Annotated in this window: 19 protein-coding genes; 13 read left to right on the top strand and 6 right to left on the bottom strand. The window is 66.8% G+C overall.

Going from position 1 to position 26,696, the window contains the following annotated elements; translation table 11 throughout:
- Positions 1 to 22: 22 nt before the first annotated feature.
- Both aroB and QX108_RS29570 read right to left on the bottom strand, forming a co-directional pair.
- On the bottom strand, positions 23 to 1,171 hold the full coding sequence (aroB, locus tag QX108_RS29575) for a 3-dehydroquinate synthase (RefSeq protein WP_315786798.1): 1,149 nt from the start codon (positions 1,169 to 1,171) through the stop codon (positions 23 to 25).
- Entirely contained in the window at positions 1,168 to 1,833 is a 666-nt protein-coding gene (locus tag QX108_RS29570; protein WP_315723956.1) for a shikimate kinase, read from the bottom strand. The genes aroB and QX108_RS29570 overlap by 4 nt, the downstream gene beginning before the upstream one ends.
- 328 nt (positions 1,834 to 2,161) lie before the next feature.
- On the opposite strand from QX108_RS29570, the gene QX108_RS29565 reads away from it, so the two are divergent.
- The 7 genes from QX108_RS29565 to QX108_RS29535 all read left to right on the top strand — a co-directional run bounded on the left by QX108_RS29565 (position 2,162) and on the right by QX108_RS29535 (position 9,973).
- On the top strand, positions 2,162 to 2,308 hold the full coding sequence (locus QX108_RS29565; RefSeq protein WP_172114488.1) for a histidine kinase: 147 nt from the start codon (positions 2,162 to 2,164) through the stop codon (positions 2,306 to 2,308).
- A gap of 171 nt (positions 2,309 to 2,479) precedes the next feature.
- Positions 2,480 to 3,436, top strand: a complete 957-nt coding sequence (gene xerD, locus QX108_RS29560) for a site-specific tyrosine recombinase XerD (protein WP_315786802.1) — start codon at positions 2,480 to 2,482, stop codon at positions 3,434 to 3,436.
- Between the two features lie 231 nt (positions 3,437 to 3,667).
- Positions 3,668 to 4,630 carry an acetyl-CoA carboxylase carboxyltransferase subunit alpha gene (locus QX108_RS29555; protein ID WP_315786806.1) on the top strand — a complete coding sequence of 321 codons (963 nt, stop codon included), beginning with the start codon at positions 3,668 to 3,670 and terminating at the stop codon, positions 4,628 to 4,630.
- Positions 4,631 to 4,924: 294 nt separating this feature from the next.
- Positions 4,925 to 6,394, top strand: a complete 1,470-nt coding sequence (locus QX108_RS29550; RefSeq protein WP_315786809.1) for a L,D-transpeptidase family protein — start codon at positions 4,925 to 4,927, stop codon at positions 6,392 to 6,394.
- Between the two features lie 1,002 nt (positions 6,395 to 7,396).
- On the top strand, positions 7,397 to 7,861 hold the full coding sequence (locus QX108_RS29545; protein ID WP_315723948.1) for an Rrf2 family transcriptional regulator: 465 nt from the start codon (positions 7,397 to 7,399) through the stop codon (positions 7,859 to 7,861).
- Positions 7,851 to 8,576: a class I SAM-dependent methyltransferase gene (locus QX108_RS29540; protein WP_315723946.1), complete on the top strand. Its 726-nt coding sequence runs from the start codon at positions 7,851 to 7,853 to the stop codon at positions 8,574 to 8,576. Before QX108_RS29545 ends, QX108_RS29540 begins: the two co-directional genes overlap by 11 nt.
- Positions 8,577 to 8,659: 83 nt before the next feature.
- On the top strand, positions 8,660 to 9,973 hold the full coding sequence (locus tag QX108_RS29535) for a hypothetical protein (RefSeq protein ID WP_315786814.1): 1,314 nt from the start codon (positions 8,660 to 8,662) through the stop codon (positions 9,971 to 9,973).
- 62 nt (positions 9,974 to 10,035) lie between these two features.
- Here the strand turns inward: QX108_RS29535 and QX108_RS29530 are convergent, their stop codons facing one another.
- Positions 10,036 to 10,923 carry a hypothetical protein gene (locus QX108_RS29530; RefSeq protein WP_315723942.1) on the bottom strand — a complete coding sequence of 296 codons (888 nt, stop codon included), beginning with the start codon at positions 10,921 to 10,923 and terminating at the stop codon, positions 10,036 to 10,038.
- A 583-nt stretch (positions 10,924 to 11,506) separates the two neighbouring features.
- Here QX108_RS29530 and QX108_RS29525 point away from each other — a divergent pair.
- Entirely contained in the window at positions 11,507 to 13,573 is a 2,067-nt protein-coding gene (locus tag QX108_RS29525; RefSeq protein WP_315786819.1) for a putative bifunctional diguanylate cyclase/phosphodiesterase, read from the top strand.
- Positions 13,574 to 13,794: 221 nt separating this feature from the next.
- On the opposite strand, the gene QX108_RS29520 is transcribed toward QX108_RS29525, so the two are convergent.
- Positions 13,795 to 14,976 (bottom strand): substrate-binding domain-containing protein, encoded by a 1,182-nt coding sequence (locus QX108_RS29520; RefSeq protein ID WP_315787685.1) that lies wholly within the window; start codon positions 14,974 to 14,976, stop codon positions 13,795 to 13,797.
- 189 nt (positions 14,977 to 15,165) lie between these two features.
- Between QX108_RS29520 and QX108_RS29515 the strand changes: the two genes are divergently transcribed.
- Complete coding sequence (locus QX108_RS29515) at positions 15,166 to 15,609, top strand: MarR family transcriptional regulator (RefSeq protein WP_315723938.1); 444 nt, start codon at positions 15,166 to 15,168, stop codon at positions 15,607 to 15,609.
- A gap of 360 nt (positions 15,610 to 15,969) precedes the next feature.
- The gene (locus QX108_RS29510; RefSeq protein ID WP_315787682.1) at positions 15,970 to 17,889 is read left to right on the top strand and encodes an acyl-CoA synthetase; all 1,920 of its coding nucleotides are present in this window, start codon (positions 15,970 to 15,972) and stop codon (positions 17,887 to 17,889) included.
- Positions 17,890 to 18,132: 243 nt separating this feature from the next.
- Here the strand turns inward: QX108_RS29510 and QX108_RS29505 are convergent, their stop codons facing one another.
- Positions 18,133 to 19,155 carry a glycerophosphodiester phosphodiesterase gene (locus QX108_RS29505; protein ID WP_315787680.1) on the bottom strand — a complete coding sequence of 341 codons (1,023 nt, stop codon included), beginning with the start codon at positions 19,153 to 19,155 and terminating at the stop codon, positions 18,133 to 18,135.
- Between the two features lie 222 nt (positions 19,156 to 19,377).
- Between QX108_RS29505 and QX108_RS29500 the strand changes: the two genes are divergently transcribed.
- Positions 19,378 to 20,676, top strand: a complete 1,299-nt coding sequence (locus QX108_RS29500; protein ID WP_315787678.1) for a flavin-dependent oxidoreductase — start codon at positions 19,378 to 19,380, stop codon at positions 20,674 to 20,676.
- 321 nt (positions 20,677 to 20,997) lie between these two features.
- Here QX108_RS29500 and secA read toward each other — a convergent pair whose 3' ends face one another.
- On the bottom strand, positions 20,998 to 23,850 hold the full coding sequence (gene secA, locus QX108_RS29495; RefSeq protein WP_315787676.1) for a preprotein translocase subunit SecA: 2,853 nt from the start codon (positions 23,848 to 23,850) through the stop codon (positions 20,998 to 21,000).
- 393 nt (positions 23,851 to 24,243) lie between these two features.
- Here secA and QX108_RS29490 point away from each other — a divergent pair, with 393 nt between their 5' ends.
- Positions 24,244 to 25,143 carry a peptidylprolyl isomerase gene (locus QX108_RS29490; protein WP_315723928.1) on the top strand — a complete coding sequence of 300 codons (900 nt, stop codon included), beginning with the start codon at positions 24,244 to 24,246 and terminating at the stop codon, positions 25,141 to 25,143.
- Positions 25,144 to 25,427: 284 nt separating this feature from the next.
- Positions 25,428 to 26,669 (top strand): bifunctional glutamate N-acetyltransferase/amino-acid acetyltransferase ArgJ, encoded by a 1,242-nt coding sequence (argJ, locus tag QX108_RS29485; protein ID WP_315787674.1) that lies wholly within the window; start codon positions 25,428 to 25,430, stop codon positions 26,667 to 26,669.
- Positions 26,670 to 26,696: the final 27 nt, after the last annotated feature.

The following is a 26,696-nucleotide window of genomic DNA, read 5'->3' as shown; positions in this document are numbered from 1 at the left end:
CAACGCGGCGTAAAGCCTGGGATCAACTGCGGCTCTGCAATTTGGCCTGCAGAAAGTCGCGCACCCGCACGGGATCGACGTCCTTGGCGATGACCGCGCTGCCGATCGCCTCCATCAGAATGAAGGTGAGCTTGCCGCGCTTGACCTTCTTGTCCTGCGCCATCAAGGCCAAAAGCCGGTCGGCGTCGCCGACGCCCTCCTGGGCGAAGCCGGCGATATCCTGCAGATGGGTCGGCAGGCCGACCGCGGCAAGGTGACGCTCGATCCTCGTGACGTCGTCGGGCGGCAGCATGCCGAGCTCCGCCGAGAACTGCGCCGCCAAGACCATGCCGACCGACACGCCCTCGCCGTGGAACAAGCGGTCGGAGAAGCCGGTGATCGCCTCCAGCGCATGGCCGAAGGTATGGCCGAGATTGAGCAGCGCGCGGTCGCCGGTCTCGCGCTCGTCGCGGGCGACGACCGCCGCCTTGGCGCGGCAGGAGGTTGCGACCGCATGCTCGCGCGCCGCGCCGCCCTTCACGATGTCGGCATGGTTGGCCTCCAGCCAGGCGAAGAAGCTGGCGTCGCCGAGCAGGCCATATTTGGCGACCTCGGCATAGCCGGCCCGGAACTGGCGCGGCGACAGCGTGTCGAGCACGGCGGTATCCGCAATCACCAGCACCGGCTGGTGGAAGGCGCCGAGCAGGTTCTTGCCCTGCGGCGAGTTGATCCCCGTCTTGCCGCCGACGGAGGAATCCACCTGCGCCAGCAGCGAGGTCGGCACCTGCACGAAATCGACGCCGCGCCGCAGGATGGCGGCCGCGAAGCCGGCGAGGTCGCCGACCACGCCGCCGCCGAGCGCGATGACGAGGTCATTGCGCTCGATCTTGGCGGCGATCAGCGCCTCGCTGACCTTTTCAAGGCCGGCATAGGTCTTGGAGCCCTCGCCCTCCTCGACCACGATGGGTGACGACGGGATGCCCGCCTCCGCCAGGATCGCCTCGGTCGGCTTCAGCCAGTGCGCGGCAACGGTGCGATCCGTGACGATGGCCGTGCGCACGCCCGGCCGCAACGAAGCGATGCGCTGGCCGAGCGAGGCCAGCACGCCGCGGCCGATGACGATGTCATAGGCGCGCTCGCCGAGTGCGACGTCGACGATGATCGGATCGGAGTGTTTGAGAGGTGCCGTCATCGGAGCGCGCCCATCGCCTGCGGAGGATCGGGTTGAACTGGGTCGGATTGGGGTCTGGCTGGCCCCGCCTCGGTCTCCGGTGGCGAGAAGAACGCCTGTAGCGCCTCCATGCAGTCCTCGACGACGCGATCATGCGGCACATCGCGCGAGCAGATCGTCAGGTCAGCAAGCTGATAGACCGGCTCGCGCTCGACGAGCAGGCGCGCGACCGTGCCTTCGGGATCGGCTGTCTGCAGCAGCGGCCGGTCCGCCCGCCGGCGGACGCGCCGCATGATCACGTCGGCATCGGCCTTCAGCCACACCGAGACGGCCTTCTCCTGAATGCGGCGCCGCGTCTCCTCGCGCATGAAGGCGCCACCGCCGGTCGCCAGCACACCGGGCCCGTTTTCGAGCAGGCGGGCGATCACCCGCGCCTCGCCATTGCGGAAATAGTCCTCGCCGCGCGATTCGAAGATTTCCGGTATGGTCATGCCGGCGGCGGTCTCGATTTCGGTGTCCGCATCGACGAAGGGCAATCGCAATCGCGCGGCGAGCCGCCGCCCCACGGTCGACTTGCCGACCCCCATCATGCCGACCAGCACGATCAGCCGCTTGCCGAGGCCCGCGAGAATCGCGGCCTCCGGAGCGGCTTGGCCAGGTGCTGGTTGGGTCGTGTCGGTCATCTCTCCGCTTCTAACCCAGCCCCTGCTGCTTTCAAAGGCATCCTGTTCCGCTCGAGCCCACCCCCGGACGTCGTTCCGGGGCGCGCGAAGCGCGAGCCCGGAACCCATACCCACAGGAGCTGTGTGAGGCAGGCTGGGACTGGGCATCTCGGTCCACGACATCGTCCTGTGGGTATGGATTCCGGGCTCGCCGCGCTGCGCGCGCCGCCCCGGAATGACGGAGCAAAACAACTGGCGATCGGACGACCGGCCCGCCCCGCCGGGCTTGCCAGCCGGGTGCGAACATGTTGGATGAAACCGTTCCATTCCGGTGGCCCGCGCGAGCCTGATGCCCAGCCTGTTCCGCTTCCTGACCGTGATCGCCGTGATCGTCGCCGTGGTCTATGGCGCGATCTACGCGCTGGCGAACTTCGTCACTCCGAAGCCACGCGAGATGACGGTGTCGATCCCGCCGGACAAGTTCCAGAAGAAGTGAGCGAGGAGGCTGCGGCCAACCGAAAAGCCACAGGGCATTGATTAAGATTTTTACGCTTCTCTGAGGCGGCCCGGCGCCGCGATATCGGCCAGATTTGCAGTCACCGCTCGACGTGCCGGCGCGACTAACTCGTAGTGATTCGATCGCCCCGGACGCAGCGGATTTCACGACATGAAGGTCAAGGCCTCGGATGCCAGGCTGATGAGCCTGTTCCTCGACATGATGGCCGCGGAACAGGGCGCTGGCCAGAACACGCTGGACGCCTATCGCCGCGACCTCACCGATCTCTCCGAGTTTCTCACCCGCAAGGCCAACAGCTTCGCTGCGGCCGACACCCAGGCGCTGCGCGACTATCTCGCCGATCTCGACACCAGGGGCTTCAAATCCTCCAGCGTGGCGCGGCGGCTGTCGGCGATGCGGCATTTGTTTCGCTTCCTGCTGAGCGAGCGCATCCGCAGCGACGATCCCGCCGCCATCCTGTCCGGCCCGAAGCGGGGCCGCTCCTTGCCCAAGGTGCTGTCGATCGGCGACGTTGACCGCATGCTGACCCGCGCCAAGGAGCTGTCCGAGGTCGCCGACGCCTCGCCGTCGCAGCGGCTGCGGGCTCTGCGGCTGTATTGCCTGCTCGAGGTGCTCTACGCCACCGGCCTGCGCGTCTCCGAGCTGGTGGCACTGCCGCGCACGGCGGCGCGCAACGACGCCCGCATGATCGTGGTCCGCGGCAAGGGCAACAAGGAGCGGCTGGTGCCGCTGAACCAGGCCTCGCGCCAGGCGATGGCCGATTATCTGGCGATGCTGGACAAGCAGAAGCCGGAGAAGAAGGCCAGCGCCGCGTTCGGCAAATGGCTGTTTCCGTCGTTCGGCGAGAGCGGTCATCTGACCCGCCAGCACTTCGCCCGCGACCTCAAGGAGCTCGCGGTGGCGAGCGGCCTGACCGCCCGGCTGGTGTCGCCGCACGTGCTGCGCCACGCCTTCGCCAGCCACCTGCTGCACAACGGCGCCGACCTGCGCATCGTCCAGACCCTGCTCGGCCACACCGACATCTCGACCACCCAGATCTACACCCATGTGGTCGAGGAGCGGCTCAAGAGCCTGGTGCGCGACCTGCACCCCCTCGCCGAGACCTGACTCCGCCTCACACTTTCGCGAAACCAAATCCGATACCAAATCCTTGGGCGTGACGCGCCGCCCGCTTGACTTCGGGCCCGTCTGCCCCGAAAGAGCGCCATCCTGCCCGTTCTCCCGGCACGACGCCTGGAAGCGGCGCACCGATCGACCCTTAAGCTCCTGAAGTCCTTCATCTTCAGGTCCGAAGGCCGAACCGATTTCGTTTCCCAGCGCTCTTCCTTCAGCTCTTCCATGCCGGATCCCATGCGCAGCTACCTCGATTTCGAAAAGCCCGTTGCCGAGCTCGATTCCAAGGTCGACGAACTCCGGGCGATGGCCGCCTCCGGCACCGACATCGGCGAGGAGGTCGGCCGGATCGAGGAGAAGGCCGGCCAGGCGCTGGCCGAGCTGTATGCCAATCTGACGCCGTGGCAGAAGACAATGGTCGCGCGTCATCCGCAGCGGCCGCACTTCACCGATTTCGTGGGCGGGCTGATCACCGAATTCACGCCGCTCGCCGGCGACCGCAAGTTCGGCGAGGACGCCGCGCTGCTCGGCGGCTTCGGCCGCTTCCGCGGCGAGCCGATCTGCGTGATGGGCCAGGAAAAGGGCGCCACCACCGAGTCCCGCCTCAAGCACAATTTCGGCATGGCCCGCCCCGAAGGCTACCGCAAGGCGGTCCGGCTGATGGAGATGGCCGAGCGCTTCGGCATCCCCGTGCTGTCGCTGGTCGATTCCGCCGGCGCCTATCCCGGCATCGGCGCCGAGGAGCGCGGTCAGGCCGAGGCCATCGCGCGCTCCACCGATGCCTGCCTGGCGCTGGGCGTGCCGAACGTCGCCATCATCACCGGCGAGGGCATGTCGGGCGGCGCCATCGCGCTGACCACCGCCAACAAGGTCCTGATGCTGGAGCACGCGATCTACAGCGTGATCTCGCCGGAAGCCGCCTCCTCGATCCTCTGGCGCGACGGCACCAAGGCCCAGGAAGCCGCCAACAGCATGAAGATCACGGCGCAGGACATGCTCCGCTTCGGCGTGGTCGACACCATCCTCAAGGAGCCCGTCGGCGGCGCTCACCGCGATCCCGCCGCGATGATCGCGGCGACCGGCGAGGCCATCGCCCAGGCCTTCGACGAGCTGAAGGGGCTCGATGCCGACGCCATCCGCAAGCAGCGGCGGCAGAAGTTCATCGAGATCGGCCGCAAGCTGGGCTGAACGGGCCTGCGCACGGCCTTGGCCGCTCGCGGTTTTGTGAGTCTTTCCAGCCGTTTGGCCGTATTTCGGCCCCGCCAAGGGGGTCTGTTGTTTAGGACTTGTTGACCAAACGGGCCAGGGGCTCGCGACACCGCCGGACCGCGGGTTGCGGCGCTCGGGGCCAAAGGCTACAATTTTAATCAATGGTTTGACGGCATGGCGCGCAGTCGGCCCGGGACCCGTCCAGCTTCCCGGCCGATCTGGCAAGACGAGAGTGGGGTGTCGCGACATGCTGGGTTTGCGGGGAGCTTTGCCTTGATCAACCGCGCTTTCGTCCGGGTTCTGATGACCTCGGCGGCGTTGGCCGCCGGCGCGCTGCTGACCGGTTGCAACAGCGATCAGGTCGCGCTCGCCACCAGCGCCAAAGCCAATCAGCCGGTGCCGCCCAAGCTCGTCGCCACGATCAATGAGAAGGACATGGACACGCAGTCGCCGATCCTGGTGCGCGTGTTCAAGCAGGAGGCCGAGCTCGAGGTCTGGAAGCAGGACCGCTCCGGCAAGTTCGCGCTCCTGAAGACCTATCCGATCTGCCGCTGGTCGGGCGATCTCGGACCGAAGGTGCGCGAGGGCGACCGTCAGGCGCCGGAGGGCTTCTACTCGATCAATCCGAGCCAGATGAATCCGCAATCGGCGTATTATCTGTCGTTCAACACCGGCTATCCCAACGCGTTCGACAAGGCGCTGGGGCGCACCGGCTCGCAGCTGATGGTGCACGGCGACTGTTCCTCGCGCGGCTGCTTCGCGATGACCGACGAGCAGATCGCCGAGATCTATGCGCTCGGCCGCGAGTCGTTCTTCGGCGGCCAGCGCGCCTTCCAGTTCCAGGCCTATCCGTTCCGGATGACGCCGGTGAACATGGCCAGGCACCGCAACAATCCGAACATGCCGTTCTGGCGCATGATCAAGGAAGGCTATGACGCCTTCGAGGTCACCCGGCAGGAGCCGAAGGTCGACTTCTGCGAGAAGAAATACGTCTTCAACGCCCAGAAGCCGCCGGGCGCGACCCGCGATCTGGTGTTCGACGCCGCCGCCAAGTGCCCGGCCTATGTGGTGCCCGACGAAATCACGACGGCCGTGCGCGAGAAGCAGCAGGCGGACGAGGCCGAATACGCCAAGCTCGTCGCCAAGGGGACGCCGGTCGCCAAGCTGAACACCGGCATCGACGGCGGCATGAATCCCGTGTTCGCCAACCGCGTGCCGGGCGCCTCCACCGGCCTGTCCGATTCCGGCGAAGCGCCGGGCCTGTCGCTCGCCAACTTCTCGCCCGCGCCGGGCACGATCCCGGGTCACGTCAACCCGCCGCGCGCACCGGGCGCCGATGAGGTCGCCGCGATCCCGGCCAGCGCCGCCCCGGCGCCGGTCGCAGCGCCCGCCACCCGCGTCGCGGCCGTGGCCGCCCCGGAGAAGCCGAGCTTCATGTCGAGCCTCGCCCGCAAGGTCGGGATCGGCGGCTCCAACGAGACCACGGCGACGACGAAGCCGACCGAGAGCAAGACCGCGGAGGCCAAGCCCGCGCCGAAGCCGGTCGCCGTCGCCAAGCCGGCCGAGACCAAGCCGGCCGAGACCAAGCAGGCCGCCGCGCGGCCGCCGTTCAAGCCCGCCGCAGCCAGCGCGCCGGCGGCGACCGCCTCCGCGCCAGTGCAGACCCAGACCGCGCTGGTCTCCGGCGCCGTTCCGGTGCTGCAGTCGAACTCGTTCGACAGCCGGTTCGCCGGGTTCAAGTAGGCCGGCAATCGCGGGACCTGCGGGCGGCGCGCTGCCTCGCAGGGCTGATGTTTGACGACAATGACGCCGCATGCTCGCTGCCACCCTCCCCTGGAGGGGCAGGGCTATCGCATATGGCGATCGATGTTTTGCGCCCATCTCCCTCCGCGTCGTCATGGCCGGGCTTGTCCCGGGCATGACGATGTGGAGACGGTTTCGCGACACACTCAGATTGACCATATGCGATAGCCCTGCCCTGGAGGGGGGAGGGTGAGCAGCGCATCGGCGGCGCTGGCGTGGACAACGGTCTCAGACTGCATTCTCGGACATGCGTTTCTGTCCTCGCGGCGCTCCATGGCGTCCGAGTGATGCATCGATCTCACCCTCTTCGAAACCGAGGGTGCAGGGAAGGCCAGGCCTCGACTGAGGCCCGTGGCCCGCCTGCGAAAAAAATGCAGGCGGCAGGTACCACAGGTCCAGCCGGAACGACCCGGCCCTCCCTGCGCGATGGTTTGAACGGCTGCTTCGCGATCTCCCTGGGGACCGGGCTTTCTTGCCCCCATCACCGACGAGATGCGCGAGGCATCATCGGCCGGCTTGACCTCAGCATCGGGAGGCCAGGACCACGCGACTTGACCGTACGGGCCGATGTTGTTCGTCCGCGCGACTTCTCACGCTGCAAACCGGCCCGCCCACCACATCCCGCACTCCACGCTTCGTGACGACCGCGCAGCGCCCCTCGTCGATGAGGCGGGATGACGGGAGAAGATCATGAATTTCCGAAAACGCGAAGCTGAATATTTTCGCTGACGGGACTGGACAGCCCAAATCAGCTTGAACGCGCAGCCGAAATCATTTTCTGCGCGCAGACATTTTTCGGCGGGATCGATGCGGGGGGCTGCGCCTGCCGAACGCGAGAGGACGCACCGAGTCGCCCGACGGGTCGCGGACCGAGCGTCGCATCCGCGACGCCCCGCGGCCGGCCGGTTGACGTCACGCACATCATGTAATATCGAAAGTTACATGAGACCCAACAGCCAGCTGTCCGGCATCCTTCACGTCCTGCTCCACATGGCGGAGCAGGACGGCCCGGTGACCTCCGAGGCCCTCGCCCTGATGATGCAGACCAATCCGGTCGTGATCCGCAGAACCATGGCCGGACTCCGGGACAGCGGCTATGTGCGCTCCGACAAGGGCCATGGCGGCGGATGGACACTCGCCTGCGATCTGGCCACCGTCAGCCTGCGCGACATCTACGATTCCCTCGGACGGCCATCGCTGTTCGCGATCGGCAATCGAACCGAGCATCCGGACTGCCTCGTCGAACAGGCCGTCAACGCGGCGCTCGACACCTCCATCCAGGCTGCGGAGGCGCTGCTGCTGGCCCGTCTCGGCGCCATCACGCTCGCGGCCCTGAGCGCTGATTTCCACGCCCGCCTCGAACGCCGAAAGCGGCCTCGCAAAGGAGACGTTTGTCATGACGGCTGACATCACCGACGGCGCCCGGCAATTCATCCGCGCGTTTTCCGATCCCGAATTCGTCGCACGCTACACCGACGGACCACGGCGCTTCGTGCCCGGGCTCGATGGGCTGCATCGGATGACGGCCATCCTGCTTGCTGAACGGGCGCCCGAACATGCGAAGGTGCTCGTGCTGGGCGCGGGTGGCGGGCTCGAGCTCAGTGCGTTGGCCGATGCCCACCCGTCCTGGACATTCGTCGGCGTCGATCCGTCGCCGCAGATGCTGCAACTCGCCGAACGCACGCTTGGCGCGCGGATGAGCCGGGTCGACTTGATCGAAGGCACCATCGACGATGCGCCGGCCGGCCCGTTTGACGCGGCGACCTGCCTGCTGACGCTCCACTTTCTTCCGGCGCCGGAGCGTTTGCGGACGGTGCGCGCCGTGCACGACCGGCTCCGCCCCGGCGCGTCGTTCGTGGTTGCCCATGGCTGCCTGCCCAGGGAGCCGATCGAGAGGGCGCTTTGGCTCGATCGCTATGCGGCCTATGCCGTTGCCTCCGGCGTCGCCGCCGAGCAGGCCATCTCGATGCGCGCGACCATCGAGGCCAGCACCAACATGCTCAGCCCCGACGAGGATGGCGCGGTCCTGCGCGACGGCGGCTTCCGCGACAGCCGCCCGTTCTTTTCTGCGCTGACCTGGCATGGCTGGGTCGGTCACGCCGGGAGCGAGACCCTTGCGTGATGCCGCGCACGGAGGACGCGGCCAGCATCTGCGACAACGGCGCCGTCACCCGAGGCGAGGTGGCGCAACCGAGGAGCAGGACCATGGGATTTTGGGATGATGTGACCGACGCCGTCAGTTCGGTCGTGGACGACGTGAAGGATGTGGCGAGCGATGTGGCGGGTGCCGTGGGCGGTGCGGCCTCGGCCGTGGTCGACACGGTGGAGCATGTGGCCGGCGATGCGGTGCATGCGGTGGGCAGCGTCGTGCACGGGCTCGGCGAGCTCGGCGGCGAGGCGATTCACACCGTGGGCGGTGTGCTCGGCGCAGTCGGGCATGGCGTGGAAGCGGTCGGTGGCGGCCTGCTTCACACCGTCGAAGACGTCGCGTCGACCGTGGTGCATGTCGGCGGCGACATCGTTCACACCGGCGTCAACGTCGTCAGCGACGTCGCGTCCGGCCTCGGCCATCTCGTGCATGGCGACCTCAACGGCGTGATCAACGACGTGCAGCATATCGGCGGCCACATCGTCGATGGCGGGCTGGCGGTTGTCGGCGACGTGGCGCATGGCGCGATCGATGTTGCCGGCGACGTCGTGCACACCGCGGTCGGCGTCGGCGAAGCCGGCGTGGAGGCGGCAGGAGCGATCGGTCAGGGCGCACTCGACATGGCCGGCACCATCGTCGGCACGGCTGCCGACGTCGGCGAGCAGGCGCTCGACGCGGCAGGTGCGGTCGTCAAGGGTGGCTTCGAGGCCGGCGTGGCGGTGGCGGATGGCGCCATCGGCGTCGCCGCCGACGCAGCCTCGGCAGCGGGCCACATCATCGGCGGTCCGATCGGCGAAGCGATTTCGGGCATCGCGCATGGCGCCGATGCGGTCGGCACGGCAGTGGTGGACGGCGTCGGCCACTTCGTCGGCGAGGGCGTCAATGGACTGGCCGAGACCGCGGGCGACCTGGCCCATTCCGTCGGCCATCAGCTCGAAGCGATCGGCCACGACCTCGGCGCGCTGGTCAACGATCTCAGCCATGGCGATCTCGGCGCCGCGATCGGCGACATCTTCAAGCTGGCGCAGGACGGCCTGCGCAGCGACGGCAGCATCGTGATCGGCGCGGGGGATGGCGGCAGCCATGGCGGCTTCTGGGACTCGATCGCCTCGGCGATCCAGCAGTCGAGCGACAGCCACAGCGGCGAAGGCTCCGGGCTCGGACTCGCCGGACCGCTGCATGGCGAAGGTTCGTCGCACGGTCCGATCATCGTCGACAATTTCGGCGACCACGGCCACAGCGGCAACACCGGCATCGTTCCGCCGAACTTCGACATCGGTCACGCCGGTGGCGGACACGACGCCCCGCATGTCGACTACAGCCACGTCGTCCAGATGGACGATTCGCATCACTTCGCGATGCATGGCTGAGGCCGCCGGCACGACGACCCGCGGTGCGGATCACCGCGGGTCGTTCGTCGCGGTTCTCAAGCTCAGCGCAGCGCCGCCGGCTGGACGATGGCGGACGGCGCCGCGGCCTGGGCGCGAACCTGCGGCGTGGGACCATTCATCGCCGACAGCGCGCACAGCGCCAGGGAGCCCCAGACCGCGGCGCTGAAATACAGCGACATCCAGGCGATCTCTTCCTTCCAGTGCTCGAATTCGTGGGTGACCGTCCACTGCGTGGCGGAATCGCGCAATCCGACCAGCGGATGCAGCAGCGGCTTGCCGGCGGCGCGCTCGATGCGCCAGCGCTTCACATACATCGGCACGTCGATCACGACGAGGAAGGCGAGATAGCAGGCGATGCCGATCAGGCCTGCGATCAAGAGCCCGCGCACCAGTCCGTCGAACTCCGGCAGCAGACGGCCGAGGCCGATGCCGACGAACAGGAAGGCCACCGCCCACAGCGAATTCTCGATCGCGTTGTAGAGGAAGTTCTTGGTGACGACGGCGTACCAGGAGCAGATCTCGGCGACGACGATGATCGGCACGATCAGGCGCGCCATGTTGACGGCGGTCTCCGCATCCGCGATGGCGCCGAGCTGCGCCAGGATGATCGCCCACTGCGCCGCAAAGGCGATCTCGGCGATGGTCGCGACGGTGCGGCCGACGAACACGCTCGACAGCCAGCTGTCGACCAGGCAGATGCGCTGCACGTCGGCGCGCGGCAGCACCGAGCGGAAGGCGCAGCCGAACACATAGGCCGCCGACAGCGCCAGCATCTGGCCGGTCTCCGGCGACTGGCTGACGGCGACGCTGCCGCCATGCAGCTGGCGATACAGGATGAACCAGAACACGATGTTGGCGAGGCTGACGAGGGTCAGCATCGCCCACCACAGAGCGACGGGGTTCGACAGGGCTCGCGACTGCGCACGCATCCGGCACTCCAATTTTCATGTGACTGACATCGGATCGTATTAATTCCGTCATGGAGCGGCAACCCGTTCCGGCCCGGGGGTTTCACAAAAGCGCGTGTGGCGCGGGCGGCTGCGGCCGAGGGGGGCGGGGCAGCGGAGCAACCCAACGGAGCGTGCCGGGCGCTCACGGGCCGCATGGTCCCGGCGAGGCGAAGCCTCGTCCGGAGACGCGCTGCGCGCTGGCGTCGTTCGCGACAACGAGATCACCGCCATCGGCTGCTACGGGGCACCTCGCCGCCGGTCGTCACCGACAAGGCCGTTGCCGCGCGATGTGGCCAGCGAACAGCCGGCCGGTTCCAGCTCGGCACAGAGTGACACGCGTCGTTGGTCTTTTCGTCACGATGTCCCCAGTTCCTTCTGGGAACCAGAAGACCATCGCGCCGCCCTTAATCATCGGCTTGCAGACCTCATGCATGACTTGGATGCGTGATTTGGCGCGGGCAGATGTGCTGCCTCGCGTTGACGCTTTGCTAACCGCGAATCCCGTGCGCCAAAACGCGGCGCGCCTTGGTTCGTAGCTGGCCTGCGTGAGGGTTCATTGCCGATGTTGACGATCCTGTCCTGCCTGCCTGCCAATCATGATCTGCGCTATGTGACCGCCGCGCTGCTGGTCTGTGTGCTCGGCTCCATCCTGTCGATGCGCCTGCTCGCGCGCGTTCGCCGCAACGCCGGCCTGCGCCGGCTTCATCTGCTGTTTCTGGCCGGGCTGGTCGCCGGCGGCACGGTGTGGACGACGCATTTCGCCGCCATCCTCGGCTATGATGCGCCCGGCAACCGCTCGTTCGAAGCGGGCCTCACCTTTGCTTCGCTCGGCCTCGCCGTCGCGTTTTCCTGGCTCGGCTTCTTCATCACCACCCGCACGCAGCGTGGCCCGCTGATCGAGATCGGCGGCGCGGTGTTCGGCTTCGGCATCGCCGCGATGCATTACACCGGCATGGGCGCACTCAATCTCCAGGGCATCAGGACGTGGCACGTGCCGGCGATCTGGCTCTCGATCGTGCTGGCAATGGGCTTCGGCGCCGTCGCCGCCAACCGGATCGCGCGCCCGGTCACGCGCTTCTGCAAATATGGCAGCTCGCTGGCGATGGTGCTGGCGATCCTCAGCCTGCATTTCACCGGCATGGCGGCCCTCACCTTGGCGCCGATGGCCGGAGCCGATGCGCCCGCGCAGGCGCTGTCCGACGGCGTGATGCTGATCAGCATCGTCACCGGCATCGGCCTGATCATGGCGATGGCGGCCTCGGCCTACATGATCGACATGCAGGCGGCGCAGGAGGCGGTCGAAGGCTATCGGCAGCTGGCGCTGCAGGACCCGCTCACCGGCCTGCCCAACCGCAACGGCCTGGGACAGCGGCTGACGCCGCTGCTGGCGGAAGGCGACGAGACCGCGCATCTGGTGGTGCTCGCGATCGACCTCGACCGGTTCAAGGACATCAACGACGCGCATGGCCATGCCGCCGGCGACGCCGTGCTCACCACGATCGCCCGGCGCATCGCGGCGACGTTGCAGCCCGGCGAATTCCTGGCGCGGATCGGCGGCGACGAGTTCGTCGCGGTCAAGAGCGAGATCTTCGCGCGCACCGAAGCCGCGAAGTTCGCCGAACGCATGCGCACGCTGGTGCTGACGCCGGTCGAATGGGAGGAGCGCAGCCTCTCGGTCGGCTGCAGCATCGGCATCGCGCTCTATCCCGAGCACGGCCTGACCGCCGACGAGCTGCTCACCCGCGCCGATCTTGCGATGTATCGCGCCAAGAGCCTCGGCCAGGGGAAGATCTGCACCTACGAGCCGTCGATGGACGAGGCCAGCCGGCGCCGTGCCGAGCTCGCGATCGACCTGAAGCGCGCGCTTATCCGCGACGAGTTCGAGCTGCATTACCAGGTACAGAACGACACGCAGAGCGGCGGGATCATCGGCTTCGAGGCGCTGCTGCGCTGGAATCATCCGGTGAAGGGCCGCGTGCCGCCGAACGATTTCATCCCGATGGCCGAGCAAACCGGACTGATCGTCGACATCGGCGACTGGGTGCTGCGCACCGCCTGCGCCACCGCGGCGAGCTGGAGCCAGCCGTTCAAGGTCGCCGTCAACGTCGCGCCGATGCAGCTCAACCACGACCTGCCGAAGCGTGTCGCCGAAGTGCTGCGCGAGACGGGCTTGGCGCCGGAACGGCTGGAGATCGAGCTGACGGAGACCGGCATCATCGCCGACCGCCAGCACGCGCTGCAGGTGATGCAGGCGCTGAAGGGGATCGGAGTCACCGTGGCGATGGACGATTTCGGCACCGGCTATTCGTCGCTGTCGACCCTGCAGGTGTTTCCGTTCGACAAGATCAAGGTCGACAAGAGCTTCATCCAGTCGGTCGAGACCAGCGTGCATGCGGCGGCGATCGTCAAGGCGACGCTGCTCTTGGGCCGCAGCCTGAACATTCCCGTGCTGGCCGAGGGCGTCGAGACCGAGCAGCACCTCGCCTTCCTGCGCGAGGAAGGCTGCACCAGCGTGCAGGGATTTCTGTTCGGCAAGCCGATGCCGCAGGAGGCGATCAGCAAGATGATCCGGGAGGTGGAGGTCGCGCCGTCCGCGGAAGCGCCGGCCAAGAGCGCCGCGGCTGCGTGAGCAGGTGCCACCCTCCCCTGGAGGGCAGGGCTATCACATGTGAAGATGCGGAGTTTCCCTGACGAGCGATCCTGCCGATCAGTTACTCCGTCATGCCCGGGCTTGTCCCGGGCATCCACGTCGTTCTCAGCATGCCGGCCGACGTGGATGGCCGGGACAAGCCCGGCCATGACGACGTGGAGAGAGAGGAACGTCTCGCGAGCCGCCTGCGCGGGCGGCGCTCAGAACGTACGGATGATCCTGAAATCCAGGCCGTCGGCAGCGGCGAGGTGCATGGCCATGGCGGCGCGGCCGTGACGGAGGGTGACGTCGCCGCGGGGGCCGGAGTAGACGATGTTGCGGCCGGCTTCGGCGAGCGGGTGCAGGGACAATGAGCCGGCGCGCTCCGCGGCGGCTTTCAGGAAGCGCAGACCTTCGTAGTTGGACTGGCCGACGGAGCCGACCGGCGGCGCCTCGGCGCCGAACATCGCAGTGTAACCGCCCAGGAAGTCGTCATTGGCCTTGGAGCCGATGCAATTGAAATAGCCGGAGGCGGAGTAGAGATTCTCGGTGTTGTCGGCGCCGATGCCGAGCAGCACGGTTTCGTCGACGGCGCCGGCGAGACGCAAGGTGGTCGCGGCGAGGCCGGATTCGCCGAACGCCCGGTTGAAGGTGATGCTGTCGGTGCCGATCAGCGAGATCAGCACGACGTCGGGCTTGGCGGCACGGATGCGCGCCAGATGCGCCTCGTGGTCGTCCTCACCGACGGGAACGAATTCCTCGCCGACGACGTGGCCGCCGGCTTCGGTGATGTAGGTCTTGGTGGAGCGGTGCGACTGCCACGGCCAGACATAATCGCTGCCGATCAGGTACCAGCGCTTGGCGCCCTTGTTCTCCGCCAGCCAATGGATCGCCGGCCGCGTCTGGCTGTGCGGCGTCTCGCCGATCGCCATCACGCCGGACGTGCGCTCGCCGCCTTCGTAGACCGGCGTGTAGACATAAGGGATGCGACCGCGTGTCAGCCGGCGCAGCGCCAGCCTCACCGCGCTGATATGCGAGCCCATCACGATGTCGATGCCGTCGAACTCGAGCGCGTCACGGGCGCGCGTGACGACGTCATCGACCGGGCCGCCGGAATCGTAGAACGACAACTCGATCTCGCGTCCGAGGATGCCGCCGCGCCGGTTGAGCTCGGACACGGCCAGCAGCGCGCTGTTGGTCGCGGCGGGACCCCAGATGCCGGGCGAACCGGAGAAGGTGATGAAATTGCCGATGCGCAATTTGCTGCGGGAGCCGCGGCGCGTGATGCTGTCGGGATCGAACGGGGCCAGCGACGGCAGGCCGCTCCGTTGGGGCGGGCTCCTGAACAGCAGGGATGGCGGCAGGCTGACGCGCCCACCCGTGACGGATCCTGTCGAGAGCACACCCACTCCTTGGCCCGCAACCATGGTTGGCCCGACACTGTGGGCCGGCGGTCATACGCCGTCAAAATCAGCACGCGTTCGACAAATATCCTATTCGAAAATGTTGAATGTTCAAGAATTGGGATGCATATAGATCGGGCAGCAACTGCCGGACATTCATTCAAATCGGGACCGCAAGCGAAATTCACCGTGGCCAAACCGCCCCATCCCAACACCCCCCTCACCGAACATCTCGCCTATCTGCTCGCGCAGGCCAACCGGGAGATCAACCGGCAGTTGGAATCGCGCCTGAGCACGGAGGGCGTGCCCGTCGAGCAATGGCGCATCCTCAAGGTGCTGTCGGACGGCGAGGGGCATTCGATGGGCGACCTCGCCGAAGCCGTGCTGCTGAACCATCCGACCTTGACCAAGATGATCGACCGCATGGTGTCGGACTCGCTGGTCTACCGCCGCCAGGATGCGAATGACCGCCGCAAGGTGCTGATGTTCATCAGCGACCGCGGCAAGGCGCTGTGCAAGCGGCTGAACTCGCTGGCCGCCAGCCAGGAGGCGCACATCCTGGAGAACTACGGCGACAAGGCCACGGGTGAGCTGAAGCGGCTGCTGGAGAATTTGATCGACGCGGCGAGCTGAGCCGACGCTGCGCTGCTCTATTTTCCATCATTGCGAGCCAATGGGTTCGCGCGAAGCGCGGCCCGATGACAGGCTCCGCGAAGCAATCCAGAGTCCCGCCCACCACCCTGGATTGCTTCGCTGCGCTCGCAATGACGCGGAGGTCGGAGTAATCTTCGCGCCGCATCATGAGGACTTGACCGCGCCTCGCCCCCTCGACTGCGGCAAATGTGTCGGGCCGTCCGGCAACGCCGGGATAGACGCAAGACGAATCCTCCCTCATCTTGTCATCTGACGATCGCGACGAACGGGCCACAGAGCCCGCGCGCGATCACCGGCCTCGCATGGCCGGACGAGGACACGACACAGGGAGGACAGGCCATGGGCATTCCTATGGGCATTCATCTGCTCGATCGCGCCATCGGCAGCGACTATCCGACATTCGCCAGCACGGCTGACATCCGCGCCTTCGAGCAGACGCCTTACGGCGACCGCATCGCCGCTGAGAGCACGTATGAGGCGCTGAAGTGCGGAGCGACGGCGAATCCGTACGCGCCGGCGATCCAGTTTCTGCAGAATGCCGATCCGGCCGATACGCCGGTCGTGATCACCTATCGCGACTTGATCGCGAAGGTGACGCAGGCGGCCAACATGTTTCACGCGCTCGGCGTCGGCCCCGATGACGTCGTCAGCTTCATGCTGCCGCTGGTGCCGGAAGCGTTCATCACGCTGTTCGGCGCGGAGGCCGCGGGGATCGCCAATCCCGTCAATCCGCTGCTCGAGCCGCACCAGATCGCCGAGATTCTCGACGCTGCCGAGACCAAGGTGCTGGTGGCGCTCGGCCCCCTGCCCGGCACCGACATCTGGCAGAAGGTCGAGAAGGTCCGCGGCGGCCTGAAACACCTCAAGGCGATCGTGCAGGTCTATGGCGGTGGCGGCGATCCGGCCAACGGCATCCACGCCTTCAACGACCTGATCAAGCCGCAGCCGGGCGATCATCTCGTCAGCGGCCGGCAGATCAAGGCCAGCGACACCGCAGCCTATTTCCACACCGGCGGCACCACCGGCACGCCCAAGCTGGTGCGTCACAGCCACGGCAACCAAGTCTACCAGGCCTGGGCGATCAACCTGATCCTGAAGGCCAAGCCCGGCGGCACCTTGCTGTTCGGCATGCCGCTGTTCCATGTCGGCGGCTCGCTGACGCAGGCGCTGCAGACGCTCTCCGCCGGCGGCAGCCTCGTCGTGCTCTCCGGCGCCGGCTGGCGCAATCCGAATGCGGTGCGCAACATCTGGGGTCTTGTCGAGCGCTTCAGGCCGGAGACGCTGTCGAGCGTGCCGACCGTGCTCGCGGCGACGCTGGCGGTGCCGCAGGGTAGCGCCGACATTTCCAGCCTGCGCTATGCCGCCGGCGGCGGATCCGCGATTCCGGTCGCGGTGGGCCAGGCGATCATGGACAAGCTGAAGCTGCCGGTGATCGAGGTCTACGGCATGACCGAGACGGCGAGCGTGCACACCATGGCCTATCCGGACCAGCCGATCCGGCTCGGCTCGGTCGGCCTCCCCGTGCCCTACGCAAAAGTGCGCATCGTCAAGCTCGATGCCGATGGCCGTTATGAGCGCGACTGCGCGGCGGACGAGATCGGCGTCGTCATCATGGCCGGACCCGGCGTGTTCTCCGGCTATCTCGACGACGGCCACAACAAGGGCGCCTTCGTCGACGGCCATTGGGTCAACTCCGGCGATCTCGGCCGGCTCGATGCCGACGGCTTCCTGTGGATCACCGGCCGCGCCAAGGACCTCGTGATCCGCGGCGGCCACAACATCGATCCGGCGCCGATCGAGGAGATCCTGTTCCAGCATCCCTCGGTCGGCTTCGCCGCGGTGGTCGGCCAGCCCGACGCCTACGCCGGCGAGCTGCCGATCGGCTACGTCCAGCTCAAGCCTGGCGCGAGCGTGCAGCCGGGTGAGCTGGAGGACTGGGTGCGTGCGCGCACGCCCGAGCGCGCCGCGGTGCCGGTGCAGATCATCCCGATCGATCCGATGCCGGTGACCGGCGTCGGCAAGGTGTTCAAGCCGCAGCTGCGCTGGGACGCCGCGACGCGGGTGTTCGCCAAGGTGCTGTCGCAACTGACCGACCGCGGCATCGATTGCAGCGTCAAGGTCGCTGCCCATGGCAGCCACGGCAGCCTCGCCACGGTGACCCTGCGCAACGTGCCGGCGGAGCAACGCGAGGCGATCGAGAACGAGGTGCACACCTTGCTGGCGCCGTTCGTGATCCGGCATGAGGTGGTGATGGGGTGAGCGGCGGACGCGTCATCCTCCGTCCAGGCTCCTGGCGTGCGGCGTCTCATGGGAAGATAGAGAGCCGTCGCAACAAACGATCAAGTCAGTTCGTTGCTCCGTCATGCCCGGGCTTGTCCCGCCTGCGCGGCCGAAGCCGCTTCGGCGCGGCGAAGGCCCGGGCATCCACGCCGTGCGGCGTGCCGAACGACGTGGATGGCCGGGACAGCCCGGCCATGAAGACGTGGAGAGTGAGAGCGCCATTTATTTGATCGGAATGCCCGGCTCCAGCCGTTCGACATCCAATATGAGCGGCTTTGCCAATCCTTTGTCGACCGCAACACGACGCAACAGGTTCGGCCAATCGGAAATGATACCGTCGACACCGACATCCATCAGTTGCGCCATGTCCTCCGGCTTGTTGACGGTCCACACCACGACCTGCAGACCGAGCGCATGCGCCTCATCGACCAGCTCCGGCGAGACCTCGGTGTAGTACGGCGACCAGACCTTACCGCCCGCGGACTTGATTGTGCGCGGCAGCGAGCCACCGTAGTCCGCGGGACTGAAGCCGGCCGTCCAGCGCGTGGCTTCCGTCAGCGAGACCGTCGGCGTCTTGCCACCCTGCCGGGACAGATAGACGGTCGGGATGTTTGGTGCGCGCCGCTGCACCAATTGCAAGGTGCGCCAGTCGAACGACTGGATCATGACGCGGCCGGTCAAGTTCTCAGCCTCGATCAGGTCGAGCAGCAAGGCGACGAACCGATCAGGCTCCGGAGCTTCTCCGGTAAGCGCAGGATCGAGCTTGGTCTCGATATTCAAGCGCGCGTGCTCCACGCCCGAACGCCGGACGAGATCGATGACCTGCTTCAGGGTCGGAATCCGCGGCGGCGGCACGCCGCCGGTGAGCACCTGCTGAAACGGAAACTGCTTGGCATAGTCGCTAGCGGGACGGATCTGGCCGACATCGTAGGACTGCACTTCAGACAGCGGCAGATCGATCAGTAGCGGCCCGGGCGGCGCGACGTAGTTGCCGGCTGCATCCCTTGCGAGATCGGGATTGAGCCGCCGCTCATGCGAGACGACCAGCACGCCATCGCGGGTGACACCGACGTCGAGCTCGAGCGTGTCGACGCCAAGCGCCAGCGCGGCCGCAAAGGCCTGCAGCGTGTTCTCCGGATACAGCGCACGCCCGCCGCGATGCGCCTCGATATCGAAGGCCATCGCCGGGCTACCGACGACCGCGACCAGGAACGCGGAGACGAGCGAAAGACATGAGCGCTGCATGGCACCAGCCTACCACGCCAGCGCGCAATGCCCATTCCTCTTGTTTCCGCTGGCCTTCTGAACTAGGCCTTAACCACATGAGACCAGCCGGCAAGGCTGGCCAGGAGGAATCGAGGGGAGGCGATCCGCAGGCGCAGCAAACGCCGTGCATGCATCCCCTTTCGGCTTCTCTTCCGAAATTCTGTTGAGTTCACCTGCGACGGACCTGCCAGGACCATGCCCATGACCGACCTTCCTGTCCTCATCGCCGGCGGCGGCATCGGCGGCCTCGCGACCGCGCTCACGCTGCAGCAGATCGGCGTGCCCTGCATGGTCTACGAGAGCGTGCGCGAGATGCGGCCGCTCGGGGTCGGCATCAATTTGCAGCCCAACGCTGTGCGGGAGCTGTACGACCTCGGCATCGGGCCTGATGATCTCGACCAGGTCGGCGTGCCCGCGAAGGAATGGGCGCTGGTCGGGCTGAACGGCAACGACATCTATTCCGAGCCGCGCGGGCTGCTCGCCGGCTACAACTGGCCGCAATATGCGGTGCATCGCGGCAAGCTGCACATGCTGCTGTACAGCCGGCTGGTGCAGCGCGCGGGCGCACAGACCGTCCGGCTCGGCAGTCGCGTCAGCGGCTATGAGAAGAACGCGGATGGCACGATGACGGCGCGCATCGAGCACGCCGATGGCTCGCGCTCGGAGCAGCGCGGACGCCTGCTGATCGGCGCCGACGGCATTCATTCGGCGGTGCGCGCGCAGATGCATCCCACGCAGCCGCCGATCCATTGGGGCGGTGCGGTGATGTGGCGCGGCGTCACCTGGGCGAAGCCGATGCGCACCGGTTCGTCCTTCGTGGGGCTGGGCACCCACCGGCATCGCGTCGTGGTGTATCCGATCTCGCATCCCGATCCCAAGACAGGCCTCGCGCTGATCAACTGGATCGCGGAAGTGACGATGGACAACACCGAGGGCTGGAAGCAGACCGGCTGGTTCCGCCAGGTGCCGACCGCCGAGTTCGCGCATCATTTCGCGGGCTGGACCTACGACTGGCTCGACGTCCCCGCGCTGATTGGCTGCGCCGACGGCGCCTATGAGAACCCGATGATCGACCGCGATCCGGTCTCGACCTGGGTCGACGGCCCGGTCGCGCTGATGGGCGACGCCGCCCATGCGATGTATCCGACCGGCAGCAACGGCGCGAGCCAGGCGATCGTCGACGCCCGCGTGCTCGGCACCATGCTGCTGGCGCACGGCGTCACCCCGGCGGCGCTGGCGGCGTATGACGAGAAGCTGTGCGGCCCGATTTCGGCGGTCATCCTGCGCAACCGTGGCGCTGGGCCGTTCGGCCTGCTCAACCTGGTCGACGAGCGCTGCGGCGGCAAGTTCACCAACATTGACGAGGTTGTGCCGCCGGCCGAGCGCGAGGCGTTCATGGCCAACTACAAGAAGGCCGCGGGCTTCGCGATCGAGCAGCTCAACACGGCGCCAAGGACGATTGCGGAAGGCGCGCAGGTCGACGCCTCCAAGGCGGCCTGATCCTTCCTCGGAAGCTGTGTGATCCACTCTCGGTGTCGTCCCGGGCAAGCACGTCGGCGCATCGCGCCGATGTGCGCCGACCCGGGACCCATACACCTCAGCAGAAATGAGCAGGCACGCTGGAGCGCCCAGCCTGCCTCACAACATCATCCTGTGGTTATGGATCCCGGCGTTCGCCGGGATGACAGCGGTGATTTGGCGCGCAACTCGCGCAACAGCGTCATTGCGAGCGAAGCGAAGCGAAGCAATCCAGAGTCGTTGGCGGGACTCTGGATCGCTTCGCTGACGCTCGCGATGACGATGGTGAGGGGGCGGCCGCGCTTACGCGTACCGCCCGTGGCAGTGCTTGTACTTCTTGCCGCTGCCGCAGGGGCAGTCCTCGTTGCGGCCGATCTTGCCCCAGGTGGTGGGGTCGTTGGGGTTGCGCGCTTCGGCCGGGACCGGGGCGGCGCCCGATGAGGGCACGAGCGACACGTTGGCGAAGGCCATCTCGTCCTCACCCGTGTTCGGATCCGCATGATGCGCCTGCATCGGCGGCAACACCGGCTGCTGCTCCTCCGGCGGCACGATCTCGACGCGCATCAGCTGCGCGGTGACGGCCTCGCGCAGATGCGCGATCATCGCCTCGAACAGCGTGAAGGCTTCCGACTTGTACTCCTGTAGCGGATCGCGCTGGCCGTAGCCGCGCAGGCCGATGACCTGGCGCAGATGGTCGAGCATCACGAGGTGCTCGCGCCAGAGATGGTCCAGCGTCTGCAGCAGGATGGTCTTCTCGACGTAGCGCATCACGTCGGGACCCCATTGCGCGACCTTGGCGGCCATGCGCTCGTCGGCATGGGTCTCGATGCGCTTGAGCAGCTCCTCGTCGGCGATGCCCTCTTCCTTGGCCCAGTCCTCGACCGGCAGGTCGAGGTCGAGCACGCGCTTCAGCTCCTCCTTCAGGCCGGCGACATCCCACTGCTCGGCATAGGCATGCTCGGGCACGTGCTTGCTGACGAGATCGTCGATGAAGGCGTGGCGCATGTCGGTGATGGTCTCGACCACGCTCTCGTCCTGCATCAGCTCGACGCGCTGGTCGAAGATCACCTTGCGCTGGTCGTTCTGAACGTTATCGAATTTGAGCAGGTTCTTGCGGATGTCGAAGTTGCGCGCCTCGACCTTCTGCTGTGCCTTCTCCAGCGCCTTGTTGATCCAGGGGTGGATGATGGCCTCGCCTTCCTTCAGGCCGAGGCGGGTCAGCATGCTGTCGAGCCGGTCGGAGCCGAAGATCCGCATCAGATCGTCTTCCAGCGACAGGAAGAATTTCGAGCGGCCGGGATCGCCCTGGCGGCCGGATCGGCCGCGCAGCTGGTTGTCGATGCGGCGAGATTCGTGGCGCTCGGAGCCGATGATGTAGAGGCCGCCCGGCTTCGTCACGGTCTTGGCCGCCTTGGAGCCCTTGGCCGGCTCGATCTCGACGGTCTCCTCGGCCTTCAGCACGATCTCGCGGAAGCGGGCGATGTCGGCCTTGATCTGCTCGATCTTGGCGGCCTTCTCGGCCTCGTCGGTGATGCCAGCGGCCTCCTGCTGGATGCGCATCTCGAGCGAACCACCCAGCTTGATGTCGGTGCCGCGACCGGCCATGTTGGTTGCGATCGTGATCGCACCGGGCACACCGGCCTCGGCGACGATATAGGCTTCCTGCTCGTGGAAGCGCGCGTTCAGCACCGCGAACAGTTTGGCCGGCTTGCCGGCGCGGGCCGCCGCGTAGAGCTTGTCGAGCGCGCGCTCGCTGCCGAAATCGATCTGCTTGTAGCCGTGCTGCTTCAGGTAGGCGGCCAGAACCTCGGACTTCTCGATCGACGCCGTGCCGACCAGCACCGGCTGCAGGCGCGAATTCGCGCGCTCGATCTCGGCGAGGATGGCGGCGTATTTCTCCTGCTGGGTGCGATAGACCTCGTCGTCCTCGTCGAGACGGGCGACCGGCAGATTGGTCGGGATCTCCAGCACTTCCAGCTTGTAGATGTCGAACAGCTCGTCGGCTTCGGTCGCGGCCGTGCCGGTCATGCCGGCGAGCTTGGCGTACATGCGGAAGTAATTCTGGAAGGTGATCGAGGCCAGCGTCTGGTTCTCGGGCTGCACCGGCTGGTGCTCCTTGGCCTCGAGCGCCTGGTGCAGGCCTTCCGAATAACGCCGGCCCGGCATCATGCGGCCGGTGAACTCGTCGATGATCACCACCTCGCCGTCGCGGACGATGTAGTCCTTGTCGCGGGTGAACAGGGTGTGGGCACGCAGCGCCTGGTTGATGTGGTGCACGACGGAGACGTTCTCGACGTCGTACAGCGACTCGCCCTTGAGCTGGCCGGCGTCGCGCAGCAGGGTCTCGATCTTCTCCATGCCGGCCTCGGTCAACGTGACCGTGCGCTGCTTCTCGTCGACCTCGTAGTCGGTCTTGTCGAGCTTCGGCACGAAGGTGTCGATGGTGTTGTAGAACTCGGAACGGTCGTCGAGCGGACCGGAGATGATCAGCGGCGTGCGCGCCTCGTCGATCAGGATCGAGTCCACCTCGTCGACGATCGCGAAGAAGTGCCCGCGCTGGACCATGTCCTCCAGACGGTACTTCATGTTGTCGCGCAGATAGTCGAAGCCGTATTCGTTGTTGGTGCCGTAGGTGATGTCGCAGGCATAGGCCGCCTTGCGCTCGGCATCGTCGAGGCCATGCACGATCACGCCGGTGGTGAGGCCGAGGAAGCCGTAGATCTGGCTCATCCAGCCGGCGTCGCGGCGGGCGAGGTAATCATTCACCGTCACGACATGGACGCCGTTGCCGGCCAGCGCGTTGAGGTAGACCGCCAAGGTCGCGACCAGCGTCTTGCCTTCGCCGGTCTTCATCTCGGCGATGTCGCCTTCGTGCAGCACCATGCCGCCGATCAGCTGGACGTCGAAATGACGCTGGCCGAGGGTGCGCTTGGAGGCCTCGCGGACGGTGGCGAAGGCCGGGACCAGGATGTCGTCGAGCGTCCTGCCGTCGGCGAGCTGCTTCTTGAACTCCTCGGTGCGCGCCTTCAGGGCCTCGTCCGACAGCTTGGCGAGCTCCGGCTCCAGCGCGTTGATGGCGTTGACGCGGGACTGGTAGCCCTTGACGCGGCGGTCATTGGCGGAGCCGAAAAGCTTACGGGCGAGCGCGCCGATCATTGCTGAAATCCTGCCTCTAATGGGTCTGCGTTGCAGCCGTAACTCATGGTTTGGGTTTGCTGTTCCCGGCGTGATGCACCGCAGCAGCCGCGCCAGGCTCGAACGTCGGCGCCATCAGGCGGCCGTCAGATGAGTGGGAGACGAGCAAACCAGGGTTCAACGGCCAAAAACGCAGCAAAATAAGCGCTATCGCCCTTGAAGCGATCGGGCAGAGATATGGCTGGGGGGGAACGTTGTCAACGGCGCCCGACACCAGGACATCCGCCCCGAACCTGTCGCCGATTTCACGAAATTGACAGACTTTTCGCGTTGCCAAGGCACGACGATTGGGCGAGTGTCCCCGCCGCCCAGAGGTAACGCCCCTCGAGCCCCTCTTCAGAACAAGGATTTTCCATGACCACGTCGTTCCCGGTTACGAAAACCGGCCTGCGCTTCGGCCTAGCCACCGCTCTCGCCGGCAGTCTCGCATTGTCCCTGCTGGTCGCCCCCGCGCGCGCCGCCGACGATGCCAACCCGGTGCTGGCCAAGGTGAACGGCGCCGAAATCCGCAAGAGCGACGTCACGCTCGCCGAGGAGGAGCTCGGGCCGAGCCTCGCCCAGATGGATCCGGCGACCAAGGACGAGAACGTGCTGTCGTTCCTGATCGACATGAAGCTCGTCGCCAAGGCGGCCGAGGACAAGAAGGTCGGTGACAGCGAAGACTTCAAGAAGCGCCTCGCCTTCACCCGCAACCGCCTGCTGATGGACAGCCTGCTCGCCAGCGAGGGCAAGGCCGCGACCACGCCGGACTCGATGAAGAAGGTCTATGAGGAAGCCTCCAAGCAGATCGGCGGCGAGCAGGAGGTGCATGCGCGCCACATCCTGGTCGAGACCGAGGACGAGGCCAAGGCCGTCAAGGCCGAACTCGCCAAGGGCGCCGACTTCGCCGAGCTCGCCAAAAAGAAGTCGAAGGATCCGGGCGCGTCGGATGGCGGCGACCTCGGCTTCTTCACCAAGGAGCAGATGGTGCCGGAATTCGCCAACGTCGCCTTCGCGATGGAGCCGGGCAAGATCTCCGACCCGGTGAAGACGCAGTTCGGCTGGCACATCATCAAGGTGGAAGAGAAGCGCAACCGCAAGCCGCCGGAGTTCGACCAGGTCAAGAGCCAGATCGAGACCTACGTGACCCGCAAGGCCCAGGCCGACTATGTCAGCAAGCTGCGCGAGGCAGCGAAGATCGAGCGCATGGACAAGCCGGCCGCCGATGCCGCCAAGCCGGCGGACGCGAAGCCGGCCGAGCCGGCGAAGAAGTAAGCGGTTTGCTCCGCTTGAGGCGCGCCGGCGTCAGCTTGTAAGACAGTCGTCAGAGAGCCGTCACCGCCGCGTCACAACAGGTGTCGTCCCGGCCTTGAGCCGGGACTCATACCGCGTGATGTTGGGAATGGGCACGCGGCTCATACCGCGGATCACGACGAAATCCTGTGGTTATGGATCCCCGCGTTCGCGGGGATGACACCGTGGGTGTTGCAAGCCTCTCCCGTATCGTTGACCGAGATGATACAGAGCGCTTCCCGCCAATCCTGCCGGAAGCCTCTCCGATGTCCTCAGCCGTCTCCCCGCTCGCCCCGACCGAAGTCCCCGACATGCCGGCGCTGGCCGGCGTCAGGCTCGCGACCGCCGCGGCGGGCATCCGCTACAAGAACCGCACCGACGTGCTGCTGGCGCTGCTCGATCCCGGCACCACGGTCGCCGGCGTGTTCACGCTGTCGAAATGCCCGTCGGCCCCGGTCGAATGGTGCCGCGCCAAATTGAAGGGCGGCAAGGCGCGCGCGCTGGTGGTCAATTCCGGCAACGCCAACGCCTTCACCGGCAAGACCGGCAAGCAATCGACGGCGCTGACGGCCGCGATCGCCGCCAAGGCGGTCGGCTGCAAGCAGGACGAGATCTTCCTCGCCTCCACCGGCGTCATCGGCGAGCCGCTTGACGCCACCAAGTTCGACGGCGTGCTCGAAGGGCTCGCCGGCACCGCCGCGCCTGACGACTGGATGGGCGCCGCGCGCGCCATCATGACCACCGACACCTTCCCGAAGGTCGCGACCGCCACCGTGAAGCTCGGCAAGGCCAAGGTGACGATCAACGGCATGGCCAAGGGCGCCGGCATGATCGCGCCCGACATGGCGACGATGCTGTCGTTCGTCTTCACCGACGCGCCGATCACGGCGCCGGCGCTGCAGGCGCTGCTCAAGGCCGGTGTCGAGGACACGTTCAATGCGGTGACGATCGACGGCGACACCTCGACCTCCGACACCCTGCTCGCCTTCGCCACCGGTGCCGCCGCGGCGAAGGGCGCGCCGAAGATCAGCCGCGCCAGCGATCCGCGCGCGAAGGCGTTCGTGAAGGCGTTCAACGCCGTGCTGGCCGACCTCGCCGAGCAGGTCGCACGCGACGGCGAGGGCGCGCGCAAGCTGGTCGAGATCATCGTCGAGGGCGCCAAGAGCAAGCCGTCGGCGCGCAAGATCGCCATGTCCATTGCCAACTCGCCGCTGGTGAAGACCGCGATCGCCGGTGAGGACGCCAATTGGGGCCGCGTCGTGATGGCCGTCGGCAAGGCCGGCGAGCCGGCCGATCGCGACAGACTGTCGATCTCGTTCAACGGCATCCGCGTGGCGTCGAAGGGCGCGCGCGATCCGTCCTATGACGAGGCGGAAGTCTCCGAGGCCATGAAGGCGCAGAAAGTTCAGATCAAGGTCGCGCTCGGCCTCGGCAAGGGCCGCGACCGCGTGCTGACCTGCGACCTCACCAAGGAGTATGTCGCGATCAACGGCGACTACCGGTCCTGAGCCGACTGGCTGCAACTGAGGAGCGCC

The organism is Bradyrhizobium sp. SZCCHNR1002, from assembly GCF_032381435.1.
Taxonomy (GTDB): Bacteria; Pseudomonadota; Alphaproteobacteria; order Rhizobiales; family Xanthobacteraceae; genus Bradyrhizobium; species Bradyrhizobium aeschynomenes.
This window is presented reverse-complemented; position numbering and strand designations above follow the sequence as displayed.